General features: G+C 72.0%; 16 protein-coding genes. 12 read left to right on the top strand and 4 right to left on the bottom strand.

Annotated elements, in window-relative coordinates; genetic code table 11:
• From ABZ855_RS29215 to ABZ855_RS29200, 4 genes are all read left to right on the top strand, one after another.
• Positions 1–1,344, top strand: a 1,344-nt coding sequence (locus tag ABZ855_RS29215; protein WP_360811828.1) for an FAD-dependent oxidoreductase, incomplete at its 5' end; no start/stop codon positions are given.
• Positions 1,341–2,813: an ATP-binding protein gene (locus ABZ855_RS29210; RefSeq protein WP_360811826.1), complete on the top strand. Its 1,473-nt coding sequence runs from the start codon at positions 1,341–1,343 to the stop codon at positions 2,811–2,813. The genes ABZ855_RS29215 and ABZ855_RS29210, both read left to right, overlap by 4 nt.
• On the top strand, positions 2,810–3,166 hold the full coding sequence (locus ABZ855_RS29205) for a UBP-type zinc finger domain-containing protein (protein ID WP_360811824.1): 357 nt from the start codon (positions 2,810–2,812) through the stop codon (positions 3,164–3,166). Before ABZ855_RS29210 ends, ABZ855_RS29205 begins: the two co-directional genes overlap by 4 nt.
• 39 nt (positions 3,167–3,205) lie before the next feature.
• Positions 3,206–6,193, top strand: coding sequence for an AAA family ATPase (locus tag ABZ855_RS29200; RefSeq protein ID WP_360811823.1), 2,988 nt, complete (start codon positions 3,206–3,208; stop codon positions 6,191–6,193).
• Here the strand turns inward: ABZ855_RS29200 and ABZ855_RS29195 are convergent.
• Positions 6,150–7,349 carry an ROK family transcriptional regulator gene (locus tag ABZ855_RS29195; protein WP_360811821.1) on the bottom strand — a complete coding sequence of 400 codons (1,200 nt, stop codon included), beginning with the start codon at positions 7,347–7,349 and terminating at the stop codon, positions 6,150–6,152. The two genes, ABZ855_RS29200 and ABZ855_RS29195, sit on opposite strands and share 44 nt — an antisense overlap.
• Before the next feature lie 176 nt (positions 7,350–7,525).
• Between ABZ855_RS29195 and ABZ855_RS29190 the strand changes: the two genes are divergently transcribed.
• Entirely contained in the window at positions 7,526–9,655 is a 2,130-nt protein-coding gene (locus ABZ855_RS29190; RefSeq protein WP_360811819.1) for an alpha-galactosidase, read from the top strand.
• A gap of 113 nt (positions 9,656–9,768) precedes the next feature.
• Complete coding sequence (locus ABZ855_RS29185) at positions 9,769–11,274, top strand: CAP domain-containing protein (protein WP_360811817.1); 1,506 nt, start codon at positions 9,769–9,771, stop codon at positions 11,272–11,274.
• Positions 11,275–11,310: 36 nt separating this feature from the next.
• Here ABZ855_RS29185 and ABZ855_RS29180 read toward each other — a convergent pair whose 3' ends face one another.
• Positions 11,311–12,126 (bottom strand): SAM-dependent methyltransferase, encoded by an 816-nt coding sequence (locus ABZ855_RS29180; RefSeq protein ID WP_360811815.1) that lies wholly within the window; start codon positions 12,124–12,126, stop codon positions 11,311–11,313.
• 177 nt (positions 12,127–12,303) lie between these two features.
• Between ABZ855_RS29180 and ABZ855_RS29175 the strand changes: the two genes are divergently transcribed.
• The 4 genes from ABZ855_RS29175 (at position 12,304) to ABZ855_RS29160 (ending at position 16,961) form a co-directional block, all read left to right on the top strand.
• Complete coding sequence (locus ABZ855_RS29175) at positions 12,304–12,978, top strand: AIM24 family protein (RefSeq protein ID WP_360811813.1); 675 nt, start codon at positions 12,304–12,306, stop codon at positions 12,976–12,978.
• A gap of 218 nt (positions 12,979–13,196) precedes the next feature.
• A complete protein-coding gene (locus tag ABZ855_RS29170) occupies positions 13,197–14,879 on the top strand; it encodes a serine/threonine-protein kinase (protein WP_360811846.1) in 1,683 nt (560 codons plus the stop codon).
• Between the two features lie 307 nt (positions 14,880–15,186).
• Positions 15,187–16,191 carry a hypothetical protein gene (locus ABZ855_RS29165; RefSeq protein ID WP_360811844.1) on the top strand — a complete coding sequence of 335 codons (1,005 nt, stop codon included), beginning with the start codon at positions 15,187–15,189 and terminating at the stop codon, positions 16,189–16,191.
• A gap of 98 nt (positions 16,192–16,289) precedes the next feature.
• Positions 16,290–16,961, top strand: a complete 672-nt coding sequence (locus tag ABZ855_RS29160) for a DUF2238 domain-containing protein (RefSeq protein WP_360811811.1) — start codon at positions 16,290–16,292, stop codon at positions 16,959–16,961.
• On the opposite strand, the gene ABZ855_RS29155 is transcribed toward ABZ855_RS29160, so the two are convergent.
• On the bottom strand, positions 16,946–17,446 hold the full coding sequence (locus ABZ855_RS29155; RefSeq protein ID WP_360811809.1) for a DUF6328 family protein: 501 nt from the start codon (positions 17,444–17,446) through the stop codon (positions 16,946–16,948). The genes ABZ855_RS29160 and ABZ855_RS29155 overlap by 16 nt on opposite strands.
• A gap of 159 nt (positions 17,447–17,605) precedes the next feature.
• Here ABZ855_RS29155 and ABZ855_RS29150 point away from each other — a divergent pair, with 159 nt between their 5' ends.
• Positions 17,606–17,953, top strand: coding sequence for a hypothetical protein (locus ABZ855_RS29150; protein WP_360811807.1), 348 nt, complete (start codon positions 17,606–17,608; stop codon positions 17,951–17,953).
• Positions 17,954–17,975: 22 nt separating this feature from the next.
• On the opposite strand, the gene ABZ855_RS29145 is transcribed toward ABZ855_RS29150, so the two are convergent.
• The gene (locus ABZ855_RS29145; protein WP_360811805.1) at positions 17,976–18,959 is read right to left on the bottom strand and encodes an aldo/keto reductase; all 984 of its coding nucleotides are present in this window, start codon (positions 18,957–18,959) and stop codon (positions 17,976–17,978) included.
• Between the two features lie 115 nt (positions 18,960–19,074).
• On the opposite strand from ABZ855_RS29145, the gene ABZ855_RS29140 reads away from it, so the two are divergent.
• Positions 19,075–20,772 (top strand): cholesterol oxidase substrate-binding domain-containing protein, encoded by a 1,698-nt coding sequence (locus tag ABZ855_RS29140; protein ID WP_360811803.1) that lies wholly within the window; start codon positions 19,075–19,077, stop codon positions 20,770–20,772.

Raw genomic sequence — 20,772 nt, 5'->3', positions numbered from 1 at the left:
GACCTCGACCACTACCTCCTCAAGCCCTGGGACCCGCCGGAGGAGAAGCTCTACCCGGTGCTGGACGACCTGCTGGAGGCGTGGCGGTGCAGTGATTTCCGGCCGGTGCCGAGCACCAAGGTGGTCGGTCACCGGTGGTCGGCGCGCTCGTCGGACGTACGGGAGTTCCTGGCCCGCAACCAGGTGCCCTACCGCTGGTACTCCACCGAGGAACCCGAGGGGCAGCGGCTGCTGACCGCCGCGGGCGAGGACGGGCAGCGGCTGCCGGTGGTGATCACGGCCGACGGTACGGCACTCGTCGAGCCGGAGGTGCCCGACCTGGCCGCCCACGTGGGGCTGGCGACGACCCCGACCGCGGACTTCTACGACCTGGTCGTCATCGGCGGCGGTCCCGCCGGGCTCGGTGCGGCGGTCTACGGGGCCTCGGAGGGCCTGCGAACCGTCCTCGTGGAGCGGTCTGCGACCGGCGGGCAGGCCGGGCAGAGTTCCCGGATCGAGAACTACCTGGGCTTCCCCGACGGAGTCTCCGGCGGTCAGCTCACCGACCGGGCGCGACGCCAGGCCACCAAGTTCGGCGCCGAGATCCTCTCCGCGCGGGAGGTGACCGGTCTGGAGAGCAGCGGGGCGGCGCGGCTCGTGCGGTTCGCGGACGGGTCGACGATCGCGGCGCACAGCGTGATCCTGGCGACCGGTGTGTCCTACCGGCAGCTGGAGACGCCGGGCGCCACCGAGCTGTCGGGCCGAGGGGTGTTCTACGGGTCGGCGCTCACCGAGGCCGCCGGCTGCCAGGGCCACGACGTGTACATCGTCGGCGGCGCCAACTCGGCCGGACAGGCGGCGATGTACCTGGCCAGGGGCGCCAAGTCGGTCACCCTGCTGGTGCGCGGGCCGGACCTGACCGCGTCGATGTCCCACTACCTGATCCAGCAGATCGCCGAGTCGCCGAACATCTCGGTGCGGGCCCACACGGTCGTCGAGGCCGCGCACGGCGAGAACCAGCTGGAACAGCTGACGTTGCGTGACACGGCGACCGGGCAGACCGAACTGGTCGACGCGCAGTGGCTGTTCGTGTTCATCGGCGCGGCCCCGCTGACCGACTGGCTGGACGGTACGGTGTCGCGGGACGAGCGCGGGTTCATCCTCGCCGGACCCGATCTGACCGCCGACGGGCGGCCGCCGGCGGGCTGGGAGCTGGACCGGCCGCCGTATCACCTGGAGACCAACATCCCCGGCGTGTTCGTCGCCGGGGACGCGCGCGCGGAGTCCGCCAAGCGGGTCGCGTCCGCCGTCGGAGAGGGAGCCATGGCCGTGATGCTCGTCCACCGGTACCTGGAGCAGTCGTGAGCGGGCAGTTGATGCCGTGCAGCGCGGCGGAGATCAGCTCGCTGTTCCTGTTCGAGAAGCTGAACGCCGAGCAGCTCGGCAGGCTGTGCAGCGAGGGTCGGGTCGAACTGTTCGACCCCGGGCCGGTGTTCGCCGAAGGTGACCCGGCGAGCTGCTTCTACGTGATGATCGAGGGCACGGTCGTCATGTCGCGCCGGGTGGGCAGCGACGACATCGAGATCAGCCGCACGTCCCAGCAAGGGGTGTACGCCGGGGCCGTGATGGCGTATCTCGGTGACGGCAACCCGCAGCGGTACCCCAACTCGCTGCGGGTGACCGAGCCGACGCGGTTCTTCGTCCTGCCCGCCGAGTCGTTCGCGGACTTCATGCGCGAGTGGTTTCCGATGGCGATCCATCTCCTGGAGGGGCTCTCCCTCGGTTCGCAGACCTTTCAGCGGGCCGTCGGGCAGCGCGAACGGCTGCTGGCGCTTGGCTCGTTGTCCGCGGGTCTCACCCATGAGCTCAACAACCCGGCCGCGGCCGCCGTACGGGCCACCTCGTCGCTCAGGGACCGGGTCGCGCACATGCGCAACAAGCTCGGTCTCATCGCCTCGGGCGACTATCACCACGATGTCCTGAAGGCCCTGGTCGACCTCCAGGAGCGGACGGCCGAGCGGGTCTCCAAGGCGCCGGCACTGAGCCCGCTCGAGGCGTCCGACCGGGAGGACGAACTCGCCGACTGGCTCGACGAACACGGCATCCAGAACGGCTGGCAGATCGCGCCGACCTTCGTGCAGGGCGGTCTCGACGTCGACTGGCTGGAGCAGATCGCGGCGGCCGTCGACGAGCAGGAGATCCTGCAGAGTGCCATCGGGTGGCTCAACTACACGGTCGAGACCGAGCTGTTGATGTCCGAGATCGAGGACTCCACCACCCGTATCTCGCACCTCGTCGACGCCGCCAAGCAGTACTCGCAGCTCGACCGCGCGCCCTACCAGGTCGCCGATGTGCACGAACTCCTCGACAGCACTCTGCTGATGCTGTCGGGCAAGATCGGGCCACAGGTCAAAATCGTGAAGGACTACGACCGTTCGGTGCCGAGGATCCCGGCCTACCCGGCCGAACTGAACCAGGTGTGGACCAACCTGATCGACAACGCGGTGCAGGCCATCAAGGACACGGGCGGCGAAGGCACGCTGACCGTACGCACCGCTGTGGTGCACGACCGGCTGCTGGTGGAGTTCCGCGACACGGGCCCGGGAGTGCCGGCCGAGATCCGCGGGCGGATCTTCGACCCCTTCTTCACCACCAAACCGGTGGGCGAGGGCACCGGGCTGGGACTCGACATCTCCTGGCGGATCGTCGTCAACAAGCACCACGGCGACCTGAAAGTCGAGTCCGTACCCGGCGACACCCGCTTCCAGGTACTGCTCCCCCTCACCGCCACCGACCCCGACACCGCCCCCGACCCGGCCCAGGAGCCCTCATGACCAAGGACACCGGAATCGACCCCAGCGTCCCGCCCAGCGGAGCCGGCTGCGTCGAGTGCGACGCCGACGGCGGCTGGTGGTTCCATCTGCGGCGTTGCGCCCAGTGCGGCCACATCGGCTGTTGCGACGACTCGCCCGCCAAGCACGCCACCGCCCACTTCCGGGACACCGGCCATCCGGTGATCCGCAGTTACGAACCGGGCGAGGCCTGGTTCTGGAACTTCGAGACCTCCGAGCTCTACGAGTCCGGTCCGGCCCTCGCTCCGCCGACCAGTCATCCGGCCGACCAGCCCACCCCGGGACCGGCAGGACGCGTGCCCGCGAACTGGGTCGCGATACTGCGCGAGGCCTGACCGGCCAGGGCTGTCAGTGGTGCGTGTCAGGATTGATCTGTGCCGCAGAACCTGTTCGACACCCCACTCATCGGCCGCGACAACGAGCTGACCCGCCTCGCCGGTGTGCTGGACCGTGCCCGGGTCGGTGAGGCCCGTGCCGTGCTCATCGCCGGGGATGCCGGAGTGGGCAAGACACGGGTGCTGGCGGAGGCGGCGGAGCGGGCCTCGGACCGGGGGATGACCGTGCTCACGGGGCACTGTGTCGATCTCGGTGACGTCGGTCTGCCGTATCTGCCGTTCACCGAGATCGTGGGGGTGCTCGCCGCCGACGAGCGGTTCGCCGGGGCGCTCGCCGCGCATCCCGTGGTCGGGCGGCTGCTCGGTGGCGGGGAGGCGGACGGCGGGCGGGACGCCGGTGGGCGGCTGCGCCTGTTCGAGGGGATGGCGGGGCTGCTGGCCGCCGTCACCGAGATCGCGCCGCTGCTGCTCGTCCTGGAGGACCTGCACTGGGCCGACCAGTCCTCCCGGGATCTGCTGCGGTTCCTGCTCAGCAGGGGCGTGCTCCAGGGGTCTGCCGGCGGCGCCCCCGGCCACCCGCTCGCCCTGTTCGCCTCGTACCGCGCCGACGACCTCCACCGCCGCCATCCGCTGCGCCCGCTGCTGGCGGAGCTCGTGCGGCTGCCCGCGGTGGAACGGCTGGAACTGCGGCCGATGGCCGACACCGAGGTGGCCCGGCTGGTGCGCGCCCTCGGCGAGGAGGCGCTGCCCGACACGACCGTCCGGCGGATCGTCGAGCGGGCCGAGGGCAACGCCTTCTACGCGGAGGAACTGCTCGCGGCGACCGACACCGAGTCGGGCGGCGTACCCAGCGGGCTCGCCGACGTTCTCCTGATCCGCTTCGAGCAACTGTCCGACACCGCACAGCAGGTGCTGCGTACGGCCGCCGTCGCCGGGCGGCGCGTCGAGCACGAACTGTTGAGCGACGCCGTCCGACTGCCGCAGGACGAGCTGGAGTCGGCGCTGCGCGAGGCGGTCGAACGCCAACTGCTCGTCCCGGGTGAGGGGAACACGTACTCCTTCAGGCACGCTCTCGCGCGTGAGGCCGTCTACGCCGACCTGCTGCCGGGCGAGCGGTCCCGGCTGCACGGGTCGTTCGCGCGGCTGCTGGCCGGGCGGGGCCGTCCTGCTGAGAGTGCGGCGGAGCGTGCGCACCACTACCGGGAGAGCCATGACCTGGCCGAGGCGCTCACGGCGTCCCTGGAGGCCGCCGACCACGCCGCTCGCGTCGGCGCTCCCGCGGAGGAGCTACGGCATCTGGAGGCCGCCCTCGACATGTGGCCGGCGGTGGAGGCCGGCGCCCGTCCCACGGGCGAGGGCCTGGACACGGTCACGCTGATGCTGCGGGCGTCCGCCGCGGCGGCGCACGCCGGGGAGGCCCATCGCGCGGTGTCGCTCACCCGGGCCGCGCTCGCCGGGGAGGGCCGGGACACGGACGCCGAACTCGCGGCCCGCGTCCGCTACACGCTCGCCGACAACCTGATGAGCATCGACCATCTCGCGGCGGCGTTCGCGTACAGCAGTGAGGCGCTCGCCCTGATCCCGGCCGAGCCCCCGTCACGGACGTGGGTGTGGGCGGCGGCCACCCATGTCATGGCGGCACGGCAGATGGGCGACAACGACACCGCCCTGAGGGTGGCCCGGCAGGCCCTCACCGTCGCCGAGGGGCTTCAGGCCCTCGACGCGCGGGCGGATCTCATGATCTCCGTGGCCGGTCTCGAGGCCGGCGGGCGTCGCACGCCCGAGGCCCGCGAGCGTGTCCTGGAAGCCCGGGAGCTGGCCCGGCGCGCGGGCTGCACCACGGTGGAGATGCGCGCGCTGTTCAACCTCGCGATCGGCAGCTTCGAGTCCGGCCTGCTGGAGGAGAGCCTGCCGTGGCTCTCCGAGGGCCTGGACCGCGCCCGCCGGGTTGGTCTCCTCTCCTCGCCGTACCCGCTGGAGATGCGCTATCTGCACTCCTTGGTGCTGTACACGCTGGGGCGTTGGGACGAGTGCGCCCGCGCGGCGGTGGCCGACACCGAGGTGCTGCCCACGGCTGCCGGTTACGTGGCGGGGCCTTCGCTGTACGTGGCGCTGGCACGCGGTGACCTGGGCGCCGTCGACCGCGCCCGGGCGCTGCTGGCCGGCCCGTTCGACTGGATGGCCACGCTGGTCGCGGGCATCGTGCTCACGGACGCCGCCGCTGCGGCGGGCGACGCCGAGGCAGCCGTGCAGCGCGTGCACGACACGGTGAAGGCGCTCACCGACGACACCGGGGCACGGCCGGAGGTCGCGGTCCGGCTCGTCGCCCTCGCGCTGTCCGCCGTCGCCGACAAGGCCGTCCGCCTTCGCCGGTCCGGCGACGAGGCGGGGGCACTGCGGTGGACGGACACGGCGGCCGAACTGCTGGAACTGGCCCGCACCCGGGGCGCGATCGGCCGCGACGGAAGCCCGCAGGGCCCGGAGGGACACGCGTGGCTGGCTCGTGCCGAGGCCGAGTGGGCACGGGTGACGGCCGGTCCGGAGGTCGACGCGTGGGAACGGGCGGTCACGGCGTTCGGCTTCGGCGATGTCTACGAACAGGCGCGGTGCAGACGGCGGTACGCGGAGGCCCTGCTGGCGGACGGCAACCGTGCGGAGGCCGCCGCCCAGGCCCGCGCGGCCCGCGAGACGGCGGTACGACTGGGCGCCACGCCCCTGCTCCGGGACCTGGACGCCCTGATCCGCCGGGGCCGGCTCACGGAACCCTCCCCGGTCGAGGATTCCGGCGCCGTCCCTACACCTCTCACCGCCCGCGAACAGGACGTCCTCGGGCTCCTCGCCCTCGGCCGCAGCAACCGCCAGATCGGCGAGGAGCTGTTCATCAGCGGCAAGACGGCCAGTGTCCACGTCTCCAACATCCTCGCCAAGCTGGGCGCGTCGAGCCGCGGTGAGGCGGTGGCGGTCGCCCATCGGGAAGGGCTGATCAAGTCACCGGCGCTGCCGCCTGCTGCTCCGGATCTGCCCTGACGAAGGCCCGGATCGCCGTCGCCGCCGCTCCACGCGCCCACTCCTCGAAGGGCAGCGGCCGGGTCAGCAGTTCACAGCGGGCGGCGGAGCCGAAGGCGGCTTCGGTGAACGCGTCGCGGATCTGCTCGGCGAACAGGTCGTACGCGGCGAGCCCCTCGCCGGAGATGATCACGCGCTGGGGGCCGAGCAGGTTGGCCACGGTGGCGATGCCCCGGCCGATCGCCGCACCCGCCCGCGCGTACACCTCCCGTACGCCGGGGTGACCCGCGTGGGCCAGGGCGACGGCCTCGGCGCTGTCGGTGATCGCGGTGCCCGTGATCTCCCGTACCCGGGCGACGATCTCCGCGTCCCCCGCGAACGCCTGCAGACAGCCACGCTTGCCGCAGTGGCAGGGCGGGCCCGCCGGATCGACGACCACATGCCCGATCTCTCCGGCCACCCCGTGCACTCCCGCGACCACGCGCCCGTGGACCACGAGCCCGCAGCCGACCCCCGCGCCGACGGTGACCAGGGCGAAGTCGGACAGCCCCACGCCGGCGCCGAACCACTGCTCGGCGACGGTGAGCGCCCGCACGTCGTTGTCGACCGTGACGGGCAGCCCCGTCGTCATGGCGGCGAGTTCCGCGAGCGGCACATCACGCCACCCCAGGAACGGCGAGTACCGTACGGCGCCCTCGGCGCGGTCGACCTCCCCGGCGACGGCGATGCCACAGCCCAGGACGGGCACCCCGAAGCCGTCCGCCTCGGTGAGCAGCTCCCGCACCAGCTCGGCGACCGAGACCAGCACCGCTTTCGGGGCCCGGGCCGGCAGCGGGAGGTCGCGGGCGACCCGGACGCGGCAGCAGAGGTCGGTGAGCACGCCGAAGATCCGGTCACCGGTGAGCTTGACGCCGATGAACAACGCCCGGCCGCCGTCGACCCGCACCAGGTTCGCCGGCCGCCCCAGCACCGGACGGGCCCCGCCGTCCGCGTCCTCGACCAGGTAGCCCGCCTCGATCAGCGGACGGACCGCCTTGGTCACGGCCGCCGCGGACAGCCCCGCGCGCCGGGCCGCGTCGGCACGGGTGAGCGGGCCGTGGGACAGGACCGTGGTGAAGATCTGCGAGGCGGCCGGCGTACGGACCGGAAACACCTCGGCACGAGGGGGCGCGGGCATGCCCGGAACCTAGATCGCTTATTTTCCCCTGTCAATGAAAGAAGCCGAGACGGGAGGAACCACCACCACAGACCCCTCTAGACTTGCGAAAGACCGTCACAGGCATCCCATTGACACATGATCCATGGTCGCGCTTGGGTTCGCCGAGAACACCAGTACCACGAACGTGAGGCACCATGCCGCTGATCTCCCACTCCCCGGACACCGGGGTCTGGCTGCTGACCACCCCGCGCACGTCGTACGCGCTGCGGATCGACGGAAGCGGCGCGCCGTGTCATCTCGCGTGGGGGCCGCGGCTGACCCTGGCGGAGGCGGGTGCGCTCGTTCCTCCGGCGCAGGACATGGCGAGCAGTTTCGAGGGGCGGCCCGCGGTGGGCGAGGAGCTGCCCGTCGACGGCGGCACCCGTTACGGCCCGCCCTCGCTCCAGGTCCGGTACGCGGACTCCTCCCGCGGCTTCGAATGGGTGCCGACCGGCCACCGGGTCCTCGAACCGGAGACCGGGACGGCCGAGCTGGTGCTGGACTTCCGGGACCGCCGCTACCCTCTCGAGGTCGCGCTGCACTACACGGTCCGCGCCGACTCGGACGTCATCGAGCGCCGGACCGCGGTGCGCAACGCCGGTGACGAACGTGTCGATCTGCTGCGCGTCGACTCCGCCGCCTGGACGCTGCCGCCGTCGCGCGACCACCGGCTCAGCCATGTCACCGGCCAGTGGTCCGCCGAGAGCCAACTGCGGCGCGACGCCCTGCCGTTCGGCGAGACGGTGCTGACCAGCCGGCGCGGAATCACCAGTCATCACGCCAACCCGTGGGTGATGCTCGACTCGGGCGAGGCGACCGAGGAGCACGGCCGGGTGTGGAGCGCGGCCCTCGCCTGGAGCGGGAGTTGGCGCATCACCGCCCAGCGCACCCCCGACGGGCTCGCCGGGTTCACCGGAGGCGTGGGCCACGAGGGTACGAGCGTTCCGCTGGCGCCGGGCGAGGAGTTCACCACGCCGGTGTTCGCCGGGCTGTGCACGGACGGCGGGTTCGGAGCGGCGAGCCGCGCCTGGCACACGTACACGACGACCCATGTGCTGCCCAGCGCGCGGGAGTTGGCGCAGGTGCTCTACAACTCGTGGGAGGCCACCGGCTTCGACGTCGACGAGGCGAGCCAGATGGCACTGGCCGAGCGGGCCGCCCTGCTCGGAGTGGAGCTGTATGTCGTCGACGACGGCTGGTTCGGGGCGCGGCGCAGCGACCGGGCGGGGCTGGGCGACTGGACGCCGACCCCGGAGCGCTTCCCCGAGGGGCTCAAGCCGCTGGCCGACCACGTGCACGGGCTGGGCATGCGGTTCGGGATCTGGGTCGAGCCGGAGATGGTCAATCCGGACAGCGACCTGTACCGCGAGCACCCCGACTGGGTGCTGCACGTACCCGGGCGGGCCCGTACCGAGATGCGCAACCAGCTCGTGCTGAACTTCGCACGCGACGAGGTCGCCGAGTGGGCGTACGGCTGGCTGACCCGGCTCGTCGGGGACCACCAGGTCGACTTCCTGAAGTGGGACATGAACCGCGCCTTCGGCGAGTCGGGCTGGCCGGGGCAGCCGGACGGCGACGACCGGCTGTGGACGCGGTACGTGGCGAATCTGTACGACGTCATCGACCGGCTGCGCGCCGACCACCCCGGGCTGCGGGTGGAGACGTGCAGTGGCGGCGGGGGCCGGGTCGACCTCGGCATTCTCTCCCGTACGGATCAGGCGTGGACGTCCGACAACACCGACGCCGTGGACCGGCTGGTGATCCAGCACGGTTTCGGCCAGGTGTATCCGGCGCGTGCGATGTCGGCGTGGGTGACCGATGTGCCCAACCAGCTCACGGGGCGTTCGGTGCCGCTGCGGTTCCGTTTCCACGCGGCGATGTGCGGGCTGCTCGGTATCGGCGGTGACCTCACGCGCTGGTCCGAGGAGGAACTCGCGGAGGGCGCGGCACTGGTCGCCGACTACAAGAAGGTGCGGCATCTGGTGCAGCACGGTGAGCTGTACCGGCTGTCGGGGCCGCTCGGGGAGGAACCGACGGTCGTGCAGTACGTCGGCGAGGACGCGGCCGAGGCTCTGGTGCTGGGCTTCCGGTACGGCCCTCGGCACGGTCTCCCGAGGATCCCGGTGCGTCTGCGGGGCCTGACGCCCGGCGCCAGGTACCGCGACACGTACACGGGTGCCGTCCATCACGCGAACGTGCTCGGCGAGTACGGGTTGCGGCTCGACCTCGCGCCCGGCGACTGGTCCAGCACGGCCGTGCACCTGGTGCGTGTGCGGGAGTCGTAGCCGGGCCTTTCCCCGGCCGGCTGGCGTCGGCCGGGGAACCGCGGCGCCCCGGCCGGGCGTTACAGGGGCAACGCCCCCGTGGGGGCACGAACCACGACCCCAGGGCAGGCGCGATGAGCGAGTTGGTCCCCGGGGGCAACACGCCCCTGCCGGGCGGCACCCTCACGCTCCGGGTGCCGGGCCCCTTCGACGTGAGCGCGCTCGTGACGGACGACGGCGGCAAGGTCGGCGGCGACGCCGACTTCGTGTTCTACAACCAGCCGACCGGCCCGGGAGTCCGGCTGCACGGCGACACCCTCACCGTCGACCCGGCGGCGCTGCGTCCCGGCGCCACCCGGGTCACGGTGGTGGTCAGCGCCGCCGACTCCGGCACGGCGCTGGGCACGCTGCCCGCGCCCACACTCCACGTCACCGGCCCCGGCGGCCGGGCGCCGGTCCGGTTCACACCGCCGCGCCCGCAGCGGGAGACGGTACTGCTGCTCGCGGAGCTGTACCGGCGGGGTGCGGGCTGGAAGCTGCGCGCGCTGGGCCAGGGGTACGCGGACGGGCTGGCGGGCCTCGCCCGGGACTTCGGGGTGGATGTCGTGGACGACGACGCCTCGTCGGCCTCGGCCTCGGGCACCCTGCGGACACCGTCCCTCTGGTCCGACGCGGCCTCCCGGCTGGCGGGCGCGGCTTCCCGGCTGGCGGGGGCGGCGACCGCACGCCGGTCCCGGCCGACAGGCGCCCCGCGACCCGTCGGGGCCGCCGGGTCCGCTCCCCCGGGCGCGTCGGCCGCCGGAGCGGTGCCGGGTGCGGTGTCTCCCGGTACCCCCTCCGGTACGCCGGGCTCGCCGGGCCCCGGCGCCGCCGAGTTCCTCGCGCTCGTCAACTCCGCCCGGGCCGCCGCCGGTTCACCGGCCGTCGCCCTCGACTCCCGGCTCTCCGCGGCCGCGCGGGCGCACGCCGCCGACATGGCCTCGGCAGGCCGGCTCGGCACCGAGAGCAGGGACGGCACCTCCGTCCACCAGCGCGTCACGGCCACCGGCTACACGTATCTGACCGTCGGCGAGCATCTGGTCTCCGGGCCGCGTACGCCGGAGGAGTTCGTCGACTACTGTCTGCGCACCGAGCAGGCCCGCCGCACCCTGCACGACCCGGCGTTCACACAGGTCGGCCTGGCGTCTGTCACCGGATCCCGCACGGATGACACGTACTGGACCGTCCTGTGGGCCCGGCCGCTCATGCCCGGGGATCTCGAGCGGACGGCGGCCGAGGTCATCGACCTCACCAACCGGGAGCGGGCCCGCGCCGGGCTGCCGCCGCTGGCCTCCGACGCGCCGCTGACCCGGGCCGCGCAGGCGCACAGCACGGACATGGTGGTCCGCGCGTTCTATTCGCACACCGGGCCCGACGGCAGCCAGCCGTGGGACCGGGCCGCCGCCGCGGGGTCCACGCGGCGGACGATCGGCGAGAACATCGCGTGCGGGCAGCGCTCCGCCGCCGAGGTCGTCGAGGGATGGATGAACAGCCCCGGACACCGGGCCAACATCCTCAAACGGGAGTTCACCCACATAGGCATCGGTTTCGCGGGCGGCGGCAAGGCGGGCACGTACTGGACCCAGCTCTTCGGCGCCTGAACACCCCCGGATGGTCGCTGCCCCTGCCCGGCCCGGCTATGGCTTGCGTGCGACGCCGCCCAGGGCGATCACCTCGCCGGTCGCGGTGGCCGTCCCGGGATCGGGGCGCCAGTCGGTGATGGGGACGACGCCGGGGGCCAGCAGCTCCAGGCCGTCGAAGAAGCCGGCGAGTTCCGCCGGGCTCCTCAGGTAGTAGGGGACGGCGCCGCTCTCGTTGTAGAGCCGGGTCGCGGCGGCGTTGGCCCGGTTGGTGTCCACGCTGTCGTTGAACGCGAAGTAGCTGCCCGACGGCAGGGCGTCCAGCAGCTCCCGGACGATGGCCCGCGCCTCGTCGTAGCCGGCGATGTGCCCGCTGACCTGCATCAGCGTCAGGGCGACCGGCCGGCTGAGGTCCAGGGTGCGGGCCGCTTCCCGCAGGACGGCTCCGGGATGGTGCAGATCGGCGTCGACATAGTCGGTCACGCCCTCGGGGGAGCTGGTGAGGAGGGCCTCCGCGTGGGTCAGGACCAGCGGATCGTTGTCCACGTAGACGATGCGGGCGCCGGGGGCCACGCGCTGGGCGATCTCGTGGGTGTTGTCCGCCGTGGGCAGGCCCGTGCCGATGTCGAGGAACTGCCGGATTCCGGCCTCGCCGGCGAGGTGGCGTACGGCCCGGCCGAGGAAGGCCCGGGAGTCGCGCGCCAGGTCGGTGATGCCGGGGAAGATCTCGCGGAAGGCGTCGCCCGCCTGGTGGTCGACCGGGTAGTTGTCCTTGCCTCCGAGCCAGTAGTTCCAGATCCTGGCCGAGTGCGGCACTGTCGTGTCGATCTTCTCCGGCGTCTGTGTGCCGGGGCCGGACGAGTCCTGCGTCACCGGGCAACCTCCTTGTGGGGACACGTAGTTGACCGTGCCGTTCAACTTAGCGTGACCGGTGTCGCCGACGCCGGAGGTCCGGACACAAGGGCGCCCTTTTCGGCCTCCTTCCGTCGGGGGCCTCGCCTTCCGCGCGCTCTCTTGGCGGAGCGGCACACTCCGGGACACGATGCCCGCATGAAGGGTGACCTCTTTTCCAGTGAGTACATGGTGCAGCCTGCCACGGCGCCCGGGATGACCGTCGAGAACGCCAAGTCCATCAAGTACGTGGTCAACGGCGAGATGTTCGCCCGGCAGGGCTCGATGATCGCCTTCCGCGGCAACCTCCAGTTCGAGCGCAAGGGGCAGGGCGTCGGCGGCATGCTGAAGCGTGCGGTCACGGGTGAGGGGCTGCCCCTGATGACGGTGCGCGGGCAGGGCGAGGCGTGGTTCGCGCACGAGGCGCAGAACTGTTTCGTCGTCGAGATCGACCCGGGTGACGTCTTCACGGTCAACGGCCGCAACGTGCTGTGCTTCGACGCGTCACTGGCGTACGAGATCAAGACCGTGAAGGGGGCCGGGGCGAGCGGCGCGGGCCTGTTCAACAGCGTCTTCACCGGGCAGGGGCGGCTGGGGCTGATGTGCGAGGGCAACCCGCTGGTGATCCCGGTCTCGCCGCAGTATCCGGTGTACGTCGACACGGACGCCGTCGTCGGCTGGACGGCGAGTCTCCAGACGTCGCTGCACCGTTCGCAGTCCTTCGGCTCGATGCTCCGCGGCGGCTCCGGCGAGGCCGTCCAGCTGATGCTGCAGGGCGAGGGGGTGGTCGTCGTGCGGCCGAGCGAGGCGACCGCGCAGAAGCCGCAGAGCTGACACCACCACGGTTCACGGCGGGGAGACCGTGTGCGGGCCGTCACAGCAGGGCCAGGGATTGCACCCATTTCTTCGCACACCTGCCCTGCGCAGATGAATAAAAGGAGAACCGGGCCCAGGAGTTGCGGAATATTTGAACAGACCCCCTCACACCCCTCGTACCTCTGGGAAAGGTGAGAGCCAAAAGGTGAGAGCCAGGGGTTCAGCGAGGGATGGCCATGGTCAAGGCGCACGTCTCCACACATGAGTTGGTGGCCGGAAGGTACCGACTCCTCGATGTCGTCCATCGCGAAACGAACCGGGTCTCCTGGGCCGGCGAGGACACCTCATCCGAGCGCCCGGTCGTCCTCACCCAGATCCAGCTCCCTCCCGACCCCCGGGAACAGACCGCGCGCCGCACCATCGCCCGGGTGATGCGCGCCTCCGAGATCCTCGGGCTGGTCCTGCCGGGCCGGGTGGGCGTCGTGATCGACGTCCTCGAGGAGTTCGGCACCCTGTGGACGGTCACCGAGTGGATCGACGGCACGCCGCTCAGCGAACTCCTCGAACGGCAGGGGACGTTCAACTACGTGCGGGCGGCGCGCATCGCGCTCGAGGTGCTCGACGTACTGGAGGGAGCACACCGCGAGGGCATCGTGCACGCCGAACTCAGTCCCGGCCAGGTGTTCGTGCGGGACCAGGGCCCGGTCGTGGTGACCGGCTTCGGCCTGGCGGGGGCCACGTCCGTGTCCCGGGTCGGCGCACCGTCGTACGCCTCGCCGGAACAGGCCCACGGGGCGCGCGCCGAGCCGTCGGACGACCTGTGGGCGCTGGGCGCGCTCCTGTACGCGATGGCCGAGGGGCGGCCCCCGTTCCGTGACCGGGGGCGGCCCGACGCCACGCTCCGGGCGGTGGACCGGCTGCCGCTGCGCAGCCCGGTGCGAGCCGGGCCGCTCACCCAGGTCATCCAGGGGCTGCTGCGCAAGAACGCCCGGGAACGGCTGACCGCTCCAGTGGCCCGGGACGCCCTGCTGCGTGTCATCAGGGACGAGCCGGACACCTCGGACGAGGCGGTGCCCACCGTCCGGCTGCGCGGCGCCGCCGCGGGAGAGGGCGCCGGGCGGCTCGTCGGCGGGGCCTGGAACCGGCGTGCCACCCGCAAGCTGGTGCTCGCCGGTACCGCTCTGGCCGTCGTCACCGTCGCCGTCCTCGCCACGACGGACAATCTGCCCGGCATCGACGCCTCGGCGTCTGGGGCGGACACCACCCCGTCGGCCGTCGTGCCCCCGCCCGCCCCGGCCCCTTCCCTCCCCTCCGCCGACCGGAACACCCCCGTCCCGGAGGAGACCGTCCGGCCCAGCGTCTCCCCCTCGGCGCCAGCCCCGCCGCCCCCCTCGGTGCCGCCGCCGGCCAAACCCACGCCCACTCCCCCGGCCGGTGGCGGCACCGCCGAGGCGCTGCCGGCCGGGTTCAGGGTCTACCGGGCCCCCGAGGGGTTCTCCGTCGCCCTTCCCCAGGGGTGGAAGCGGCTGAGCGAGGACGTCTCCCCCGGCAACGTCGCCTACCGCATCGTGTTCGGCGCCGCCGGCGACCCGCGGACCCTGACCGTCACCTACAGCCAGCGGCTTCGCTCGGACCCGGTGGCCGTGTGGCGCGACGACGTCGAGCCGGTCCTGAGCCGGGCGGGCATCGGCTTCCAGCGGATCGGCGCGATCCGGGCGACGACGTTTCGCGGCTACAGGGGGGCCGACATGGAGTGGCTGTCCGACCTCGACGGCACCCGGATACGTACGCTCGGCCGTGGCTTCCTCATCGGCGAGAACACGGGCTACTCGCTGCGCTGGACGACACCCGCCGCGGACTGGGAATCCACCGCCAACAAGCAGGCGCTGGACGCCTTCTTCCGCACCTTCAGAGAGTGATGCGCGTACAGCCATGGGCGGGTACACGTGTCGACCACCGGGCGTACGGGGGCGGTGACAGGCCGGGATCCGGGCAGGGCCCGGTCTGTCAAAGCGATGCCAATGCCCGCATATAGGCTGCCTGTCTGCACCTTCGCAGTCCGTCCAGCCACCCCTGGGAGAGTCACCTGTGACCGTAGCGATCGCCCTGTCCGAGGAATTCGACGGGTCCGAGTGGTCCGAGCCGTCCGCCGAGCCCGTCGACGAACTCGGCGACGCACCCGGCGCCGAATCCGGCACCGAATCCGGCGATGAACCCGGCGACGGGATCGCCGAGGTCTCCGCCGACGTGTCGCCGCTCGTGGCGCGTGACGCGCGGGAGTTCGGGGTCTACGCGCGGACGGGAGGCTGGACTTTCGGGCTGATGGTGGCGCGGAGCGTTCGGCCCGGCGGTCAGCCCGCCGGTGAGACGCCGAAGGTCTCCGCCAGGGAGTTCGCGGCGCTCGCCGACTGCTCGCCCGAGCGCGTCATGCGGTACTACAAGGCCTGGGACAAGGCCGCCGACGACGGTGTCGTCCCGCACTTCGAGGCGCTGGTCCCGGGCCAGGAGGTCGAACTCCCGGGCGCCGACCTGTGGCTCACCTACTACAGCTCCCGCTCCAGCGCCGGCTCGGAGCGCGGCGCCGCCATTTCGGAGGCCGCCGAGGCCGAGGGCATCCGCCCGACCAAGGCGCTGGAGGTCGCGGAGAACCCCACCGCCCTGCGGGCCGCGATCATGGCCGACCCCTCGACCGCCCGTGCCGCCCGGCACGCACTGCTCGACCGGATCAAGGAAGACCCGGATCTCCAGGCCGAGTTGGCGCGTGACATCGTCCGCACCGACGATCTGAAGAAGGCGGTCGCCACCGAGTCCCGGTCGGCCGACCGCGTCGGCTACGTCCGCCAGATCGCCGAGTCCGGCCAGGTCAAGACGCCTGCCGGGCAGACCATCGAGGCTCCCCTCGATCTGCGCCAGGAGGCCGAACGGCATCTGTCACTGCTCGACGAACTGGACGAGGACGAGGACACCGGCGAGTGGGCGAGCGAGGCCTACGACACCCTCAAGAACCTGGTCGTCGAGGCCGTCGAGGCCGACCCCGAACTGCGCGTCCAGGAACGGCGGACGAAGTTCTACAGCAGCCTGACCAAGGCGACGAAGGCGTTCGAGGAGCTGACCTTCGACGACGTCCAGGAGTTCGCCGAGGACGAGATGGTCCAGCAGCTGGAGGAGCTCCAGGAGGCCATCGCCTCCTGCATCACGGCGCTGCGCGGGGCACGCACCCCGTCCGCGTGACGGCTGAGCACACGGGCGCCCCGCGCTGAGTACACGTACTCATGCCCGGGCTCGGAACGCTCCGCCACGATGATGCTCCCACCACAAGGAGCGTTCCGATGCCCGCAGTCGACCACCTCACCAGCACCCTCCCGACGGCCACCGAGGCCCCGCGGCGGCACCTCCCCGTGCTGCTGGCCGGGCTGGTGGCCGTCGCGCTCGCGGTCTCGGCGTGGCAGCCGCACGATCTGATGACCTGGTTCCTGGAGACGGTCTGGATCCTGATCGGGCTGCCCGTGATCGTGCTGACCTGGCGCCGCTTCCCGCTCACGAACCTGCTGTGCTGTCTGCTCGCGCTGCACGCCCTGGTCCTGATGGTGGGCGGCCACTACACCTACGCGCAGGTCCCGCTGGGCGACTGGGCGCGCGACACGTTCGGCCTCGACCGCAATCCGTACGACCGGCTCGGCCACCTCATGCAGGGCTTCGTGCCGGCCCTGCTCGTACGGGAGCTGCTGAGCCGTACGTCACCGCTGCGCGGCAGCCGCTGGCTCGCCCCCCTGACGGTGTGCGCCTGTCTGGCCTTCAGCGCGGTGTTCGAGATGTTCGAGTGGGCGGCGGCCGTGATCGGCGGCTCGGCGGCCGACGACTTCCTGGCCACGCAGGGCGACGTGTGGGACACCCAGTGGGACATGTTCTGCGCGCTGATCGGGGCGAGCGTCTCCCTGCTTCTGCTGAGCCGCGTCCATGACCGGCAGCTCGCGGCGCTGCGCGCTCACTCCGTGGTGTAGCGGCGGCGCGTCCACAGCGGCAGGACGAACCAGCAGGCGAGATACCAGGCGACGACACCCGCGACCAGCCAGGGCACGTACGCGTCGTGGGTGGCCACCCTCAGGACCAGGAGCAGCGCGGCCGTCATCGTGGCGAGCAGCAGCACCAGACCGACGAAGGTCAGACGCGAGGCCCACCGCACCGCCTGCGGCTTCACCCGGCGGCCGGAGACGATCCGGTGCAGGGAGACCGGCCCGATCAGGGCGCCGGTCGCGGCGGCCCCCAGGACGACGGTGATGATGTAGATCGTGTGTTCCATCTCGTCGAGCTGCGGATACCTCGGGGTGAAGACCACGGTCAGCAGGAAGCCGAACAGGATCTGCACCCCCGTCTGGGCGACGCGCACCTCCTGGATGAGCTCGCCCCACATACGGTCGGCCCGCTCGTCCTCGGTCTCCGTGCGCCCGCGTTTGCGCGTGCCGGCCCCGCCGTCGGTGTCCACCATGTCTCCTCCCGGCCACTCACCCGCATGTCCTGGTCCGATACGGGTTCCCCGTCACGGCGAAACCGATCAGATCCCGACCGGACGGGTTTGTTTGAGTGATCGGACGGACGGCTACCCGGGAGCCACCACCGTGGCCACGGCGAACAGGGAGGTCCGGCCATGTCCGGCACACAGCTCACACTCACGGTCAGCGGCGGCAACGCCGCAGACGCGCAGACGGTCGTCCGGGCCCTGGAGTCGGTCTTCGGCCCCGCCGACGAGTTCCCCGGGGACGACGACGGACACTCGACCGTGCACACGGCCGCGTTCACGGTCGGTACGGAGACGCTCGCGCCCGGCCGGCCGACGAGGGAGCCGCTGTCCGCGCCCGTCATGGTGACCGTGCAGGGCACGCCGGCGGCCGTCCGCTGCGCCGACGCCACCCTCACCGGCACGTTCACCGCCCATGACCGGGGCAGTGCCTCCGGCGACCAGGAGCAGGAACACCAGCTGCTCCTGGAGCCGTGAGAGACGTACGTCCGTGCGCTGACTACCAGCGGGTTTCCACCTGTGCCTTGATCCGGCGGTCGTAGAGGTCCTGGATCGCGGTGAGCGTCTGCGCCGACAGTGGCGGCAGGGCGGCGGTCGCCGCGTTGGCGCGGGCCTGCTCGGCCGAGCGGGCGCCCGGGATCACCGTGGTCACGCCCGGCTGCTGGACGATCCAGCGCAGAGCCAGCTGGGCCGGCGTGTACCCCTCGGGGGCGAGCGCCGAGAACTCCGCCGCCGCCTCCACGCCGGTCGCGTAGTCGACGCCGGAGAAGGTCTCGCCCTGGTCGAAGGACTCTCCGTGGCGGTTGTAGGTGCGGTGGTCGTTCTCGGGGAACACCGTGTCCTTGGTGTACTTGCCCGACAGCAGACCCGAGGCGAGCGGGACGCGGGCGATGATGCCGACGCCCGCCTTCTCGGCGGCGGGGAGCACCTCGGCCAGGGGCTTCATGCGGAACGCGTTGAGGATGATCTGCACGCTGGTGACGCCCGGGCGGGCGATCGCGGTGAGCGCCTCCTCGCAGGTCTCGACGCTGACGCCGTAGCGCGCGATGCGCCCCTCGTCAACCAGGGTGTCCAGGGCGTCGTAGACCTCGTCGGAGGAGTAGACCGGGGTCGGCGGGCAGTGCAGCTGGACCAGGTCGATCCGGTCGACGCCGAGATTGCGCCGCGAACGGTCGTTCCAGGCGCGGAAGTTGTCGAGGACGTAGTTCTCCGGGAGCTGCTCGAGCCGGCGGCCCATCTTGGTCGCGACCAGGACGTCAAGCTCGGGCCTGCCGCGCAGGAAGGCGGCGATGGTCTGTTCGCTGCGCCCGTCGCCGTACACGTCGGCGGTGTCGAAGAAGGTCACTCCCGCTTCGACCGCCGCGTCCAGCACCGCGAGGGCGTCCTTGTCCTCCACGTCGCCCCAGTCGGCGCCCAACTGCCACGTTCCGAGGCCGATGACCGACGCCCGCTGACCCGACCTACCGATTACACGCTCGTCCATGGCGTCAGTCTTTCATCCGTCCGACCTGTCCGCAGACAGGGCCATGTGTCACCCGAACGAGTGAGTCGATGCAGACGTCAACCAATGCGCGCGATTCACCCTTTAGCGTGACTGGATGACTGATCATCTGGCGCGCCGCGGATTCCTGCTCGGCGCGGCCTCCCTCGCCCTCGTGGCGATCGCGGCCGACCCGGCCGTCGCCGCCGCCGAGCTTCCCGACTTCCCGGCCGACGTCACGCCCTACCGTTCCGGCTACCGCAACTGGGTCGGCGAGATCACCGCCGACGGTCTCTGGGCCTGCGCGCCGGCCGACTCCGGCCAGCTGGTCGAGGTCGTCAACTGGGCCTGGCGGCACGGCTGGACGGTTCGCGCCCGGGGTTCCGCGCACGGCTGGTCGCCGCTGACGATCACGGAGGGTACGGAGTCCGACGCGCCCGTGCTGATCGTCGACACCGCACCCCATCTCACCGGCCTCGCCCTGGAGTCCACCGGCCCCGCCGCTGTGCGCGCCGGTACCGGGGTCACCCTGGAGGCCCTGCTCACCTACCTGGAGCAGCACGGACTCGGGGTGACCAACGCGCCCGCGCCCGGTGACCTCACCCTGGGCGGCGCCCTGGCCGTCGACGCCCACGGCACGTCCGTACCGGCCGACGGGGAGACCCGGCTGCCCGGGCACACGTACGGCTCGCTGAGCAACCTCGTGCTGTCGCTGACGGCGGTCGTGTGGGACGAGGGCTCCGGCGCCTACGTACTGCGCACGTTCGACCGCGACGAGGCGGACTGCGCGGCGCTCCTCACCCACCTGGGCCGGTCCCTGGTCGTCGAGGTCGTCCTGCGGGTGGGGGCGAACACGAACCTGCGCTGCGTCAGCCGTACGGACATCTCGGCGGCCGAACTGTTCGCGGCGCCCGGCAGCGGGTCCGGCGGGCGCACCTTCGCGAGCTTTCTGGACGAGGCGGGGCGGGTCGAGACGATCTGGTTCGCCTTCACCGAGTTCCCCTGGCTGAAGGTGTGGAGCGTCGCGCCGGACAAGCCGCTGACCTCGCGGCGCGTTTCGTCGCCGTACAACTATCCGTTCTCCGACAACGTCCCGACCGTGGTGGCCGACCTCGTCGGGCGGATCCTGTCCGACGGGGCCTGGTATCTCGCGCCGGTGCTCGGCAACACGCAGCTGGACGTGGCCTCGCTCGGGCTCGTCACCACGCTGTCGGCGGACATCTGGGGGCCGTCGAAGAACACGCTGCTGTACGTCAGGCCGACGACTCTGCGGGTCACCGCGAACGGGTACGCGGTGCTGACCAGCCGGGCCCAGGTGCAGCGTGTCATCGCCGAGTTCACCGCGTTCTACCGGGAACGCCTCGCCGCGTACGCCGCGTTGGGCCGCTTCCCGGTCAACGGCACCGTCGAGATCCGCGCCACCGGCCTGGACCGCCCGGCGGACTCCGGCGCGGCAGGCGCCCGGGCCCCGCTGCTGTCCGCGCTGCGACCGGTCGAGGGGCACCCCGAGTGGGACACCGCCGTCTGGCTGGACGTACTGACACTGCCCGGGACGCCGTACGCGGAGGCCTTCTTCCGGGAGCTCGAGCAGTTCCTGCTCGGGACGTACGACGGCGGGCACGCGCTGACCCGGGTCGAGTGGTCCAAGGGGTGGGCGTACACGGAGGCGGCGGGGTGGAGCGACGCGGAGGTCATCGGTGCGGCGGTACCGGCTTCGTACGGTCCCGCCGTGTGGCAGGAAGCCGTCGGGACCCTCGACCGGCTCGACCCGCACGGTGTGTTCAAGAACGCGTTCCTCGACCGGCTGCTGCGCTGA

The sequence above is a fragment of the Streptomyces sp. NPDC047042 genome (assembly GCF_040644035.1).
Lineage (GTDB): Bacteria > Actinomycetota > Actinomycetes > Streptomycetales > Streptomycetaceae > Streptomyces.
The sequence above is the reverse complement of the archived record's forward strand: the minus strand, read 5'-3'. Positions and strand labels throughout refer to the sequence as shown.

What these genes read in the sequence shown, in the direction of transcription:
- ABZ855_RS29205 (WP_360811824.1), top strand. Translation starts at nt 2,810, where the DNA reads ATGACCAAGGACACCGGAATCGACCCCAGCGTCCCGCCCAGCGGAGCC.
- ABZ855_RS29195 (WP_360811821.1), bottom strand. Translation starts at nt 7,349, where the DNA reads ATGCCCGCGCCCCCTCGTGCCGAGGTGTTTCCGGTCCGTACGCCGGCC.
- ABZ855_RS29190 (WP_360811819.1), top strand. Translation starts at nt 7,526, where the DNA reads ATGCCGCTGATCTCCCACTCCCCGGACACCGGGGTCTGGCTGCTGACC.
- ABZ855_RS29185 (WP_360811817.1), top strand. Translation starts at nt 9,769, where the DNA reads ATGAGCGAGTTGGTCCCCGGGGGCAACACGCCCCTGCCGGGCGGCACC.
- ABZ855_RS29175 (WP_360811813.1), top strand. Translation starts at nt 12,304, where the DNA reads ATGAAGGGTGACCTCTTTTCCAGTGAGTACATGGTGCAGCCTGCCACG.
- ABZ855_RS29170 (WP_360811846.1), top strand. Translation starts at nt 13,197, where the DNA reads ATGGTCAAGGCGCACGTCTCCACACATGAGTTGGTGGCCGGAAGGTAC.
- ABZ855_RS29160 (WP_360811811.1), top strand. Translation starts at nt 16,290, where the DNA reads ATGCCCGCAGTCGACCACCTCACCAGCACCCTCCCGACGGCCACCGAG.
- ABZ855_RS29155 (WP_360811809.1), bottom strand. Translation starts at nt 17,446, where the DNA reads ATGGTGGACACCGACGGCGGGGCCGGCACGCGCAAACGCGGGCGCACG.
- ABZ855_RS29150 (WP_360811807.1), top strand. Translation starts at nt 17,606, where the DNA reads ATGTCCGGCACACAGCTCACACTCACGGTCAGCGGCGGCAACGCCGCA.
- ABZ855_RS29145 (WP_360811805.1), bottom strand. Translation starts at nt 18,959, where the DNA reads ATGGACGAGCGTGTAATCGGTAGGTCGGGTCAGCGGGCGTCGGTCATC.
- ABZ855_RS29140 (WP_360811803.1), top strand. Translation starts at nt 19,075, where the DNA reads ATGACTGATCATCTGGCGCGCCGCGGATTCCTGCTCGGCGCGGCCTCC.